Origin of the sequence: Agrobacterium sp. ST15.16.055, from assembly GCF_027956555.1 — a bacterium.
In the GTDB taxonomy this organism is placed as follows: domain Bacteria; phylum Pseudomonadota; class Alphaproteobacteria; order Rhizobiales; family Rhizobiaceae; genus Agrobacterium; species Agrobacterium salinitolerans.
Genome location: NZ_JAQKGN010000002.1, coordinates 203,610 through 216,650 on the forward strand (window position 1 = coordinate 203,610; position 13,041 = coordinate 216,650).

The following is a 13,041-nucleotide window of genomic DNA, read 5'->3' on the forward strand; positions in this document are numbered from 1 at the left end:
TCAGCCCTTGGAGCCGAAAATATCGGAGAAAGTCTTCAGGTCCTGTTCGGAGTTCTTCAGCGCGTCAGCGGCGTTGAGCGGCAGAACCTTGATCTTGTCGCGAGCCGGAAAGCCTTCCGGCATGCCGGCATCGGCGCGCACCGGGATATAGCCGAGCTTGACGAAGCCCTGCTGGCCCTTTTCGGACAGCACGTAATCAACGAATTTCTTGGCGGCTTCTTCGTGTTTGGTGCCCTTGATGATCGCGACCGGCTCGGTGACAGCCGAAACGCCCTCTTCCGGGAAGACGAACTCGACGGGCGCGCCCTTGGCCTTTTCGCGGATCGGCATGTAATCGACCACCACGCCATAGGCCTTTTCGCCTGACGCAACGGACTTCAGAACCGCGCCATTGCCGCCGCCGGCGATGGCTTCATTGGCCTTAAGCTGCTTGTAATAGTCCCAGCCGAGGCCGTTTGCTGCGGCAAGCGTCTGCGCATGGATCAGCGCTGCACCCGAGGTCAGCGGGCTCGGCATGGTGACGAGACCCTTGGCTTCCGCCTTGGCCAGATCCTTCCAGCTCGTCGGTTTCATCGCGGCCGCGGTGTTGTACATGATGCCGGTCGTAATGAGCTTGGTGGAATAATAGAAGCCGTCCGCATCATAAAGCGAAGCATCGATATTCTTGGCTTCGGGAGACTTGTGGGCCAGAAGCTGGCCGGCCTGCTTCATGCGCTCCAGCGTCACGGTGTCGGCGATCAACAGCACGTCGGCAACCGGATTGCCGGCATTGATCTCGGCCATCAGCTTGGCCATGATCTTCGGCGTTCCGTCACGCACCCATTCGACGTCGAGACCGGGGTTGGCAGCCTTGAAACCATCAACGGTCGCCTGCGCGTCCTCGTTGGGCTGGCTGGTGTAGAGCACCAGATCGGCGGCATTGGCGGCGGTGGCGATGAAGCCGAGCGATACGATGGCGGTGAAAGCGGAAAGCAGCGTTTTCATGGGTCCAGTCCCTGTTGTTTCGTGGGACCGCTAAAACATGATTGCATAACATGTATGTGACAGGCAGGATTTTTGGGGTGTGATCTCTTGGGGCCGTCAGGATTGAGAGTAACATTGCCCCTCAACACTCGCGGTTTACCCCCCTCTGCCCTGCCGGGCATCTCCCCCTCAAGGGGGGGAGATCGATCCGTGGCTAGGCCTCGCCCATCTCGACGCTTGAGAGGGGAGTAACGGTAGAGCGTCTTGCTGATCTCCCCCCTTGAGGGGGAGATGCCCGGCAGGGCAGAGGGGGGTAAGCCACACCCTCCACCTTTCAAGGCCTCATCGCCAGCCCCCTCAAATTGCCGCAAGCACCTCACTCGTCTCCGCCTGAGCCGTCGCGATCAACCGGCCAAGCCGCTTCATACCCTCCTCGATCATCGCCTCATTGGCGCAGGAGAAGCTGATGCGCAGCGTGTTCGTACCCGAACCATCCGCAAAGAAAGCTCGACCCGGAACGAAGGCGACCTTTTCCGTGGCAATGGATTTGGCCAGCAGCGCCGCGCCATCCATGCCCTCAGGCAACGTCACCCAGATAAACATGCCGCCTTCCGGCTTGGTCCAGCTGGTCGTCTTCGGCATGTACTTCTCGAGTGCCGCCAGCATCGCATCACGCCGTGCGCTGTAAGCAGCCTTGATCTTAGCGACCTGCTTGTCGAAGCCGCGCGAGGCGACGCGTTCGATGGCGATCTGGTTGATGGTCGAGGAATGCAGGTCGGCGGCCTGCTTCATCAGCACCAGCTTGCGGATGACAGGCGCGGAAGCGACGATGTAACCGACGCGAAGGCCAGGCGCCAACGTCTTCGAAAAGCTGCCGCAATAGATGGTGCGGGTGTTCTCGATGCCGCCAGAGCGGGCGATATCAAGCGCCATGATCGGCGGAACAGCCTCGCCATCGTAACGCAGCGACTGATAGGCGGCGTCTTCGATGACGGCGATATCCAACTCGTCAGCCAGTGCCAGAACCTTTTCGCGGCCCGCGAGATCGACGGTTTCGCCGGTCGGATTGGAGAAATCGGCCGAGAGATAGGCGAATTTCACCGCGCCGCCGAGCTTGGCCGCCGTTTCGCGGTAAGCCTCAGGCGTACGGTTACCGCCGGGGTTCAGCTGGTCGTAATTAGGCTCATAGGCGTTGAAGGCGGAAAGCGCGCCGAGATAGGTCGGCCAGGTCACCAGCGCCGTATCCTTCGGCGACAGGAACAGCTTGCCGAGATAATCGAGACCCTGCTGCGAACCGGAAACGATAAAGACGTTGTCAGCGGTGCATTCGATGCCGATCTTGTCCATCTCGCCCGCCAGCCACTCGCGCAGCGGCTTGTAACCCTCGCTTACCGAATATTGCAGCGCCGAGTTGACCTGCGAACCGGAGAAAATTTCCGCGTAAGCCTGCTGAAACTCCTCTGCGGGGAAAAGGGCCGGGTCCGGAATGCCGCCGGCAAAGGAGATGATATCAGGCTGTTCGAGCAGCTTCAGCAGCTCGCGGATTTCAGACGCTTTCATGCGCGAAGAGCGCGTGGCGAAAATTTGTTCCCAATCAAGCATGGGTACGTTTCCTCTTGTGTCGTTTTTATGCGTGCATCTTTACAGAAATGTCGATATGTCAGCAATACTGACTTATCAGTTTTTCGAATTATTTCTGCCTCCCTGCACATTGCCCGCAACCGACCTGCATCGACGCCCAGATTTGCGGACAAAGCCAAATACACCCTTGCGCAAAGCTTCACAATCACACCTTTGCGATTGACGCGGCATGGTTTTCCGGTTGGATTGCGCGCGCGCCGCAACCCGGCGAGAGCATCATGGGAGTTTAACGACATGCTGAAAAATATCGACCCGGCGCTGAACGCCGATGTTCTGCACGCGCTGCGCGCCATGGGCCATGGCGATACGCTGGTGATCTCGGACACTAATTTCCCTTCCGATTCGGTGGCCCGCCAGACCACCGTCGGCAAGGTGCTGCATATCGACAACGTCTCGGCCGCCCGCGCCATGAAGGCTATCCTGTCCGTTCTACCGCTCGACACGCCGCTGCAGCCCTCGGTCGGCCGCATGGAAGTGATGGGCGCGCCCGATCAGCTGGAACCGGTACAGGCCGAAGTGCAGAAGGAAATCGACGCGGCGGAAGGAAAACCCGCCCCCATGTACGGAATCGAACGTTTTGCCTTCTACGAAAAAGCCAAGCAGGCCTATTGCGTCATCACCACTGGCGAGACCCGGTTCTATGGCTGCTTCCTGCTGACGAAGGGTGTCATCCCGCCGGCAAAATAAGCCGGAGGCAGGAAATTTCGCTAGCTGCCGACCTTCATGACAATTTCAAGTTGTTGTGGCAAAAACTTCCACTAGGCTTGAAAACCCAACCGGAGGTGTGCGGATCATGACCCAATATGTCCTGGCGTTCTGGAATGTCGAAAACCTGTTTGCGCCGGAGGGTTATCCGGCGCGAGAACCGTGGATTGCCGAGCGGCTGAAGAACGATCTGAAAGGCTGGACGGAGGATCTGTTCAGGACCAAGATCAGGCAGCTCGGCATCATCATCCGACAGATCGGCGGTGCCGGGCCTGATTTGCTCGGCGTCTGCGAGGTCGAGAACCGTTTCGTCCTGGAGACGCTGGCAGAACATCTGAACGATCTCATGCCTGAGCGCGCCTATCGCGTCGTGCACGCCGATTCCAGCAAGGACCAGCGCGGCATCGACACCGCCTTCATCTATGACAGCAAAAAGCTGCTGATCAACGAAAACGAGATTTTCAGCCATTTCGTGATGCGCCGCACCGGCACGCGCGACATTACCCAATGCACCTTCATCACCAAGGGCGGACGCCAGCTCATTGCGCTTTCCAATCACTGGCCGTCGCGCTCGGGTGGCGCGGTCGAAAGCGCCGGTTTTCGAATGACCGCCGGCGAAACGCTCGGCTACTGGCATCAGCGTATTCGCGAGGAAAAAGGAAACGACATCGCCGTTATCGCTTTCGGCGACTTCAACGACGACCCGTCCGATGCCTCGCTGCGCTATCACGCCAATTCCACCCGCGAGCGCGACGATGTCGAAAATTCGCAATCGGCCATGTTCTACAATCTTGCCTGGAATTATTTGCGCCAGCCCGTGGTGGATTCAGTCGGCACGGCAAGGACGATCTATGGCACGCTCTATTTCAATGGCGACGCCAATATCTTCGACCAGATCCTCGTTTCCCGATCACTTCTGAGCGGCAGCAACGGCTTCAGCGTGCGTGAGGAAACCGCGAAAGTCGAAGCCATCGCCGCCATGGTCAGCCATAGCAAGAACGAGGGGCCTATCCGCTTCGGCCTGTCGAAGGGCGATGCGGTCAAAAACGTCAATCTCGGCGGATTTTCCGATCACTTTCCCGTTTCCGTTATCGTCGAGGAAGACGACGCCATCATGTGAGAGCACATCGAAAACAAAAGGCCGGAGCTTTCGCCCCGGCCTCCAAAGTTTCCACCAAGCGATGGAGCTTAGTTGACGGCCTTGTCCACCAGCTTGTTCTTGCCGATCCAGGGCATCATGCCGCGCAGCTTTGCGCCGACTTCTTCGATCTGGTGAACGTCGTTCATGCGGCGGATACCCTTGAAGCGGGCCGCACCCGAGCGGTATTCCTGCATCCAGTCCGAGGTGAACTTGCCGGTCTGGATGTCGTGCAGGACGCGCTTCATTTCAGCCTTGGTCTCGGCGGTGATGATGCGCGGGCCGGTGACGTATTCGCCCCACTCGGCCGTGTTGGAGATCGAGTAGTTCATGTTGGCGATGCCGCCTTCATAGATCAGGTCAACGATCAGCTTCACTTCGTGCAGGCACTCGAAATAGGCCATTTCCGGTGCGTAACCGGCTTCGACCAGGGTTTCGAAACCGGCGCGGATGAGCTCTACGAGACCGCCGCACAGAACGACCTGTTCGCCGAAGAGGTCGGTTTCGCACTCTTCCTTGAAGTTGGTTTCGATGATGCCCGAACGGCCACCGCCAACGCCGCAGGCGTAGGAGAGAGCGAGTTCAAGCGCGTTGCCGGAAGCGTTCTGGTGAACGGCAACGAGGCAGGGAACGCCGCCGCCCTTCTGGTATTCGCCGCGAACCGTGTGGCCGGGGCCCTTCGGTGCGATCATGACGACGTCGAGCGATGCCTTCGGCTCGATGAGGCCAAAGTGAACGTTAAGGCCGTGTGCGAAAGCAATCGCCGCACCGTCACGGATGTTGCCGGCAATGTCGGCCTTGTAGATGTCGGCCTGCAATTCGTCAGGCGTTGCCATCATCAGGAGGTCGCCCCACTTGGCGGCTTCGGCAACGGTCATGACCTTGAAGCCGTCGGCTTCGGCCTTCTTGACGGTCGGCGAACCGGCCTTCAGAGCGATGACGACGTTCTTGGCGCCGGAATCCTTGAGGTTCAGCGCATGTGCACGGCCCTGGGAGCCGTAACCGACGATGACGACATTCTTGGACTTGATGAGATTGAGATCGGCATCACGATCATAATAAACGCGCATTTGATGGTCCTTCCCTAATGCTTGTCTCTCAGTTGTCTGAACCGGAACCTCAGGCGAGTTTGCCGCTGAGTTCCGAATGTACCTTTTCCGTCCCGTAAAGCGTCAGAAAGGCGACGACCGCCTTTTTTGCCCGGGCAGAAAAATCCTTGTCCGGCGCCTCGCCCAGAAGCATGCGCACATGCAGATCCGAGACGATGAGGCCGTAAAAACTGCGATATGCCTCCTCGGCATCATCAAAACGCAGATAGCCGGAACGGCGACCCGCTTCGAGCAGTCCACGCGCCCGCCGGTCGATCTGGCGACGGCCGCGTTCGAGCAGCAGATCGCCGAGCTTGGAGCCGTCACGGCTCGCTTGGCCAACGGCGAGGCGGTTCAGCGCCAGCGACACGTCGCCCGCCAGAACGTCGAGCAGATCATGCGCGAATACCTCGAGGTGATCGGCAAGCTGCGGCGCGGAGACGCGGTCGCCCGCCTTCTCGAAGGTACGAACCTTGCTCTGCTGGAAGGTGATCATCGCTGCCAGCAGGCCATCGCGATCGCCGAACCACTTGTAGAGGCTTTCCTTGGAACAGTTGGCCGCACGCGCCAGCCCGGATGTGGTGAGCGCTTTCTCGCCGCCCTCGACCAATAGACGCAATGCCTGGTCCAGAACGGCGTTCTGGCGCGGCGAAAATTCCTGCGCTGTGATCGGGTCGGAAGCCAAGTCTTTTCATCTCCAGGGGCTCAATTAATGTACCGTACGGTACGGTTCGAGCGTCATTTAAGCGGAGGCAGCGTTGGGGTCAAGCGGATTCTTCGGGGGAGGACGAGAATTGACGCGGTGCGGCGGAGTGTGAAAGGGAGCTTGCGGGGAACTTCAGGGGGTTATACGTTGGCTAGCAGATAGACGGCGCGTGGAGCTTTACCCCCTCTGCCCTGCCGGGCATCTCCCCCTCAAGGGGGGAGATCGGCAAGGGTCCCTTTTGTCGCTTCATTCCCAAGCTTCGAGATGGGCGAGACCTTGCCGCAGATCGATCTCCCCCCCTTGAGGGGGAGATGCCCGGCAGGGCAGAGGGGGGTAACGCCGCGCTCCGTAGACAATGGAAAACCTTCCCAAAGAACCAATCTACCCGGCCGCGCTGATCTCCCGCGATGCATCAATATCGCGCGACGGCGACAGCCCGTAAAAGCGGCTATATTCCCGGCTGAACTGCGACGGGCTCTGGTAGCCGACGCGATGGCCGGCGGTGCCGACATCCAGCCGCTCCAGCAGCATCAGCCGCCGCGCCTCATGCAGGCGAAGCTGCTTCTGATACTGAACCGGCGTCATGGCCGTGATCGTCTTGAAATGATGGTGGAAGGACGAGACGCTCATGCCGACCTGTTCGGCCAGTTCTTCGATCCGTAACTGGCGCGCGAAATTCTCGCGCAGCCAGGCGATGGCGCGGGCGATGCGATTGCCATGGCTGCCGGACGCGATGACGTTCATCAGCTGCCCGCCGGCCGGTCCGGTCAGGATGCGATAAAGTATCTCCTGTTCGATCAGCGGCGCCATGGCGGCGATGTCGGCCGGACGATCAAGCAAACGCAGGAGCCGTATGGCGGCATCGAGAAGCTCCGGTGTTGCCCTGTTGACGACGATGCCGCGCTGCGCATTCGTCGGCTCCACCGCAGGATCGATCGGTACACGCCGCATGAGATCGACCAGCTTCTCACTATCGACGGCAAGCGAGATGCAGAAATGCGGCACTTCCCTGCTCGCCTCCACCACCCGCCATGCAACGGGCAGATCAAGCGAGGTCAGAAGATAATCCCCCGCGCCGTAGTTGATGGTGTCCGTTCCGAGTTGAACGCTTTTCGACCCCTGGATCACCATGGCGAGACAGGGACGATAGCTGCCGTGGCAGGGAGCGCTCGGCGTCGTGCGCCGGCTGATGCCCAGCGATTCTATCGCCGTGCGCACCTCGCCGTCCTCCGTGACGTGCCGCGCGGCGATGGAGGCGATCTCCCGATAGACATTGAACGGCAAGGACATGGGAAAATCCCTTAACTGAAGGAAGAGATATATTGGATGTTGCTTATCTAGAAAGCCACCCGACATCCGCAAAGAGCACACGGGGCATTTTTTGCAGGATCGTGCAAAAAGCTCGGAGGATCGCTCTAACGCCGCCTCACGCTTCCATCGCATATTCCGCCGTCCCCAACCCCTCGATAAGGATATTCAGATGGCCATTGCTAGAGGTTATGCTGCGACCGATGCGTCGAAGCCGCTTACCCCGTTCACCTTCGAACGCCGCGAGCCAAACGATGACGACGTCGTCATCGATATCAAATATGCCGGCATCTGCCACTCGGACATCCACACCGTCCGCAACGAATGGAAAAACGCCGTCTATCCGATCGTTCCCGGCCACGAAATCGCCGGCGTCGTCCGCGCCGTCGGCTCCAAGGTCACGAAGTTCAAGGTCGGCGACCATGTCGGCGTCGGATGTTTCGTCGATTCCTGCGTCGGCTGCGCCACGCGCGATCTCGACAACGAGCAATATATGCCCGGTCTCGTCGGAACCTATAACTCCGTCGATAGAGACGGCAAGACCGCGACCCAGGGCGGCTATTCCGACCATATCGTCGTCCGGGAAGACTACGTCCTTTCCATCCCGGAAAACCTTCCGCTGGATGCCTCTGCGCCGCTTCTCTGCGCCGGCATCACGCTCTATTCGCCGCTGCACCACTGGAATGCCGGCCCCGGCAAAAAGGTCGCCATCGTCGGCATGGGTGGTCTCGGCCATATGGGCGTGAAGATCGGTTCGGCTATGGGCGCGGATATCACCGTTCTCTCCCAGTCCCTGTCGAAGAAGGAAGACGGCCTGAAGCTCGGCGCGAAGGAATATTACGCCACCAGCGATGCCTCGACCTTCGAGAAGCTCGCCGGCACCTTCGACCTGATTCTCTGCACCGTTTCCGCCGAAATCGACTGGAACGCCTACCTCAACCTGCTGAAGGTCAACGGCACGATGGTTCTGCTCGGCGTGCCGGAACATGCGATCCCGGTCCACGCATTCTCGGTCATTCCCGGCCGTCGTTCGCTCGCCGGTTCGATGATCGGCTCGATCAAGGAAACCCAGGAAATGCTGGATTTCTGCGGCAAGCACAACATCGTCTCCGAGATCGAAAAGATCGACATCAAGGACGTCAATGAAGCCTATGAGCGCGTGCTGAAGAGCGACGTGCGTTACCGCTTCGTCATCGATATGGCCTCGCTCGAGGCGTGATGCGCCTAGAGACGACCAAATAAACAAGGGCGGGAAGTCATGCTTCCCGCCCTTGTTGTTTTTAGGCGTCAGGCCTCGTCCTTCAGCGTCTCTTTCTGGGTAATCAGCCGCGCACTGTGTTGGCCGCTCAGGTAAATCCACAGCCAGCTCCAGGCCACGGCCAGCCGCGAGCGCGTTCCGATCAGGAAGTAGATGTGGGCAAGCCCCCATATCCACCAGGCCAGCACGCCCTTCAGCTTGAACCGGCCAAAATCGATCACCGCCGCGCGTTTGCCGATGGTGGCGAGATTACCCTGATGGCTATAGCGGAAGGGCGATGGCGACGGCTTGCCCTCCAGCCGCGCCTTGATGACCTTTGCCACATAGGCGCCCTGCTGCTTTGCCGCGGGCGCGATGCCCGGCACCGGCTTGCCGTTTTCCTGATTGACGGCGGCGGTATCGCCGATGACGAAGATATCGGCATCGTCTTCGAGATGAAGCTGCGGCCCGACGATGACACGCCCTGCCCTGTCGCCGGCGGCATTCAGCCACTTGGCGGCCGGAGATGCCTGCACACCGGCGGCCCAGACGACGGTGCGGCACGGATAATAGGTCTCGCCCACCGTCACGCCCTCATCCGTGCAGGCCGTCACCGGCGTGCCGAGCAGAACCTCGACGCCAAGCCTCTCAAGCGCTTCCTTCGCATAGGTCGAAAGATCCTCCGTAAAGACCGGCAGAACGCGCGGTCCCGCCTCCACAAGCAGAACACGGGCCTTTGTCGTATCGACATTGCGGAATTCCGCCGGCAGCGCCCTGTGGGCGAGTTCGGCGATCATGCCCGCCATTTCCACGCCGGTCGGGCCGGCCCCGATGATGACGAAGGTCAGAAGCGCCTGCCGCTCCTCTTCACTGGTGGCAAGTTCGGCCCTTTCGAAGGCCAGAAGCAGTCGGCGGCGGATTGTCGTTGCATCTTCCAGCGTCTTGAGGCCGGGGGCCGAACGTTCCCACTCGTCACGGCCGAAATAGGCGTGACGTGCGCCGGTGGCCAGCACCAGCGTATCGAAGCCGATTACCTGGCCGGAATTCAATTGCACGGTCCGCGCCGCCCGGTCCACGCCGGTCACCTCCGCAAGCAGGGTCGTCACCTCCTTGCGGTCGCGGTAAAGATGGCGGATCGGCCAGGCGATTTCGGATGTCGCCAGCGCCGTCGTCGCAACCTGATACAGCAGGGGCTGGAACAGGTGGTGATTGCGACGGTCGATCAATGTGATGCGGACAGGGAGCCCCTCCAGCCCGTGCACCAGTTGTAACCCGCCGAAGCCTCCACCCACGACGACAACATGATGTTCTTGCATATGTCTCTGCCTTCCAAAATCTGCGCACGGAGCATGCGCAAGGCAAAGCATAGGCGAAAAAATTGACTTTGGTTATGAATTAGGCTGACCGCAGGCCTGACAAAAACGCCGGACAGTTTCAGCCATGCCATATTCCATGGCATCTGCCGTCAGCCCGTGGCCGATCGAAACCTCGGCGAGATAAGGGATACGTTCCATCAGCTTGGGCAGGTTTGCCACGGTGAGGTCATGGCCGGCATTGACAGCAAGTCCGAGCGCTCTGGCATGATCCGCCGTCTGCCCGAGTTTTTCAAGAAGCGCATCGCCCTTTTGCGGATCGTCAAAGCAGCCGCCATATGGGCCGGTGTAAAGTTCGATACGCGCCGCCCCCGTCTCGGCCGCCAGTTCCACCGGCTCGCGCTCACCATCGCCATCGGCAAAAAGCGAGACGCGCATGCCGCCGGACTTCAGGCGTCCCACCACGTCTTTCAGGAAAACGCCGTGCTTGCGGAAATCCCAGCCGTGGTCGGACGTCGCCTGCGACGGGTCGTCAGGCACAAGCGTCACCTGTTCCGGCTGGGTTTCCTCGCAAAGAACGAGGAAATCCTCGGTCGGATAACCTTCGATGTTGAATTCCGCGCCGGGAAAACTGTCGTCGATCAGGGCGCGCAGCACCGGCAGATCGGAAAAGCGGATATGGCGCTGATCCGGTCGCGGGTGTACAGTCAGCCCGCTTGCCCCCGCCGCCAGTGCAATATGCCCGAAATGCGCGACATCCGGCCATGGAAGATCGCGACGGTTGCGTAACATCGCAATTGCGTTCAGATTGACAGAAAGTTTTGCGGGCATGGCATCGAGGCTCCGGTTCGGAATTGACATCCTGTTTCACGCAGGTCGAGGCCAATCGCAAGGAGGCCGGCAAAATTTTTATTACTGCGGGAACGAAAACAGACAATACACGTTACGGTTCTGATGTAGCGTTTGGCATGAGGTTTTGATCGAAAAACATGCCCGTCTTGGGGGAACAAGTAACGGGCACCTTAAAAAGGCAGGCACGCTGTCAAAGAGCGCGAAGGGGGAGACAATGCAGGATGGCCGGATGCCGTTCGAAAGTCACGGCGACGAGGACAAACCCAATCTAAGGATCAGCAGCTTTCTACCGGATATAAGCCTGCCCTCCTCCCTGCCCGCAGAACCCGTGCCCATCGCCGACATGGCCAACATCTTCGGGGTGACCCACCGAACGCTGCATTTTTACGAAGAAAAGGCGCTGCTGACCTCGAAGCGCATCGGCCAGATGCGGGTCTATACCCACCGCAACGTCCAGCGCATGGCCGTCATTAACGTCTGTCGCGAAGTCGGCATATCGGTCGCAGCGATTACCGAGATCATGGAAAAACTCGTCCGTTCGCTCTCGCAGGAAGAGGCCGACGACATATTTCACGCCGCGTTGCGGCAGCGGAAGAGGGAATTGACCGCCGAGCTTTCCACCCTTCAGCGCCAGGCCCAGCAGATCGAGGAACTGCTGGTCGCCGACACGGACGCGGACGGCATGGACGGCGCGGAACGGGCGCCGGCAAAGGACATCGCACTCACCGACACCGAACGAAAATGCCTGGAACTGATGGCGGAGGGTTACGCCCCGGTGAGGCTCGCCCGCGCTCTTGGTCTTTCGGGCAGCGATCTCCATGTTCTCGAGGCGACGATCATCGGCAAGTTCAATGCCAGCAACCGCTTTCAGGCGGTCGCCAAGGCGGTTCTGCTCGGCGTCATCCGCGCCTGATCAACGAACAATCGTCAGGGTCTCCGCCGCGCGCGTGATGGCGGTATAGAGCCACCTTTCGCGCGAGTCCCGGAACGCATAGCTCTCGTCGAAGAGAACCACATTGTTCCACTGCGAACCCTGCGCCTTGTGCACGGTCAGCGCATAGCCGAAATCGAATTCATCATAACGCTTGCGCGTGGACCACGGAATTTCCGTCTCCACATCCTCGAAGGCCGCCTTCAGCAATTTGATCTTGGCAGCACCACGATCCATATCGTCGTCTTCGGGCCGGATCATCAGGTTGATGCCGGGTTTCACCGTCTCGCGCGAAGAGCTCATTACCTGCCATAGCGAGCCGTTGAGCAGCCCCTTGGCGGGATCGTTCCGGAGGCAGACCAGCTTGTCGCCGGATTGCGGATAATCGGCGGTAAAGCCCTTCAGCTCGCGAAGCCGCTGATTGTAGCGACGGCGGGTGCGGTTGGTTCCGACCAGCACCTGATCGGCATCGAGCACCAGCGACTGCGTCACCTCTGACTTGGAGATCACCTGCGCGGAACCATAGTCACCGCGCATGATCTCCCGGCCTTCCCGCACATCCATGGCAAGATGGATGATGGGATTGTCCTTGGCCTGACGATGGATTTCCGACAGCAGATAATCCGGCTCCTGTTCGGTAAAGAAGCCGCCGCCCGAAACCGGCGGCAACTGGCCGGGATCGCCGAGCACGAGGATCGGGGTGCCGAAACTCATCAGATCCCTGCCGAGCTGCTCGTCCACCATCGAACATTCGTCGATGATGATCAGCGCCGCCTTGGCGAGCGGGCTTTGCCGGTTGATGGAGAACATCGGCGCAATCGAGGTCTTGCCGGTTTCCTCGTCTTCGACAGTTTCTTCGCCGCGCGGGCGGTAGATCAGCGAATGGATGGTGCGGGCGTTGGTGGCGCCACGCGAACGCAGCACCTGCGCCGCCTTGCCAGTGAAGGCCGCAAACAGCACCTCGCCATCGACATTTTCCGCAAAATGTTTGGCAAGCGTCGTCTTGCCCGTCCCGGCATAACCGAACAGCCGGAAAACCGGCGTCCGGCCTTCCTTCAGCCAGCGGGAAACAGCCTTGAGCGCTTCGTCCTGTTGCGGTGAAAATAACATGCGCCCTCATCGCAGGATTCGAGCCTGATGCGCAACAGAAAAAGAACGA

Annotated in this window: 12 protein-coding genes; 4 read left to right on the forward strand and 8 right to left on the reverse strand. The window is 59.9% G+C overall.

The genetic code is table 11. The features are described from left to right. Both PL599_RS04235 and PL599_RS04240 read right to left on the reverse strand, forming a co-directional pair. Entirely contained in the window at positions 1-984 is a 984-nt protein-coding gene (locus PL599_RS04235) for an ABC transporter substrate-binding protein (protein ID WP_077981738.1), read from the reverse strand. A 336-nt stretch (positions 985-1,320) separates the two neighbouring features. Next, a complete protein-coding gene (locus tag PL599_RS04240; protein ID WP_271358921.1) occupies positions 1,321-2,565 on the reverse strand; it encodes an aminotransferase-like domain-containing protein in 1,245 nt (414 codons plus the stop codon). A gap of 273 nt (positions 2,566-2,838) precedes the next feature. Between PL599_RS04240 and PL599_RS04245 the strand changes: the two genes are divergently transcribed. After that, positions 2,839-3,291 (forward strand): RbsD/FucU family protein, encoded by a 453-nt coding sequence (locus PL599_RS04245; RefSeq protein ID WP_077981780.1) that lies wholly within the window; start codon positions 2,839-2,841, stop codon positions 3,289-3,291. 106 nt (positions 3,292-3,397) lie between these two features. Then, positions 3,398-4,429 (forward strand): endonuclease/exonuclease/phosphatase family protein, encoded by a 1,032-nt coding sequence (locus tag PL599_RS04250; protein ID WP_269823614.1) that lies wholly within the window; start codon positions 3,398-3,400, stop codon positions 4,427-4,429. 68 nt (positions 4,430-4,497) lie between these two features. Here the strand turns inward: PL599_RS04250 and ilvC are convergent, their stop codons facing one another. From ilvC to PL599_RS04265, 3 genes are all read right to left on the reverse strand, one after another. Then, positions 4,498-5,517, reverse strand: a complete 1,020-nt coding sequence (ilvC, locus tag PL599_RS04255) for a ketol-acid reductoisomerase (RefSeq protein WP_077981734.1) — start codon at positions 5,515-5,517, stop codon at positions 4,498-4,500. 49 nt (positions 5,518-5,566) lie between these two features. After that, positions 5,567-6,220: a TetR/AcrR family transcriptional regulator gene (locus PL599_RS04260; RefSeq protein WP_269823615.1), complete on the reverse strand. Its 654-nt coding sequence runs from the start codon at positions 6,218-6,220 to the stop codon at positions 5,567-5,569. 402 nt (positions 6,221-6,622) lie between these two features. Further along, positions 6,623-7,531: an AraC family transcriptional regulator gene (locus PL599_RS04265; protein WP_269823616.1), complete on the reverse strand. Its 909-nt coding sequence runs from the start codon at positions 7,529-7,531 to the stop codon at positions 6,623-6,625. Positions 7,532-7,721: 190 nt separating this feature from the next. Between PL599_RS04265 and PL599_RS04270 the strand changes: the two genes are divergently transcribed. After that, on the forward strand, positions 7,722-8,768 hold the full coding sequence (locus tag PL599_RS04270) for an NAD(P)-dependent alcohol dehydrogenase (RefSeq protein ID WP_269823617.1): 1,047 nt from the start codon (positions 7,722-7,724) through the stop codon (positions 8,766-8,768). A 68-nt stretch (positions 8,769-8,836) separates the two neighbouring features. Here the strand turns inward: PL599_RS04270 and PL599_RS04275 are convergent, their stop codons facing one another. Further along, complete coding sequence (locus PL599_RS04275; RefSeq protein ID WP_269823618.1) at positions 8,837-10,102, reverse strand: NAD(P)/FAD-dependent oxidoreductase; 1,266 nt, start codon at positions 10,100-10,102, stop codon at positions 8,837-8,839. Positions 10,103-10,174: 72 nt separating this feature from the next. Continuing rightward, the gene (locus PL599_RS04280; protein WP_077981779.1) at positions 10,175-10,930 is read right to left on the reverse strand and encodes a pyridoxine 5'-phosphate synthase; all 756 of its coding nucleotides are present in this window, start codon (positions 10,928-10,930) and stop codon (positions 10,175-10,177) included. A gap of 235 nt (positions 10,931-11,165) precedes the next feature. Here PL599_RS04280 and PL599_RS04285 point away from each other — a divergent pair, with 235 nt between their 5' ends. Beyond that, on the forward strand, positions 11,166-11,864 hold the full coding sequence (locus tag PL599_RS04285) for a MerR family transcriptional regulator (protein ID WP_077981729.1): 699 nt from the start codon (positions 11,166-11,168) through the stop codon (positions 11,862-11,864). Here the strand turns inward: PL599_RS04285 and PL599_RS04290 are convergent, their stop codons facing one another. Then, the gene (locus PL599_RS04290) at positions 11,865-12,992 is read right to left on the reverse strand and encodes an ATP-dependent DNA helicase (RefSeq protein WP_077981728.1); all 1,128 of its coding nucleotides are present in this window, start codon (positions 12,990-12,992) and stop codon (positions 11,865-11,867) included. It abuts the gene before it with no gap. Positions 12,993-13,041: the final 49 nt, after the last annotated feature.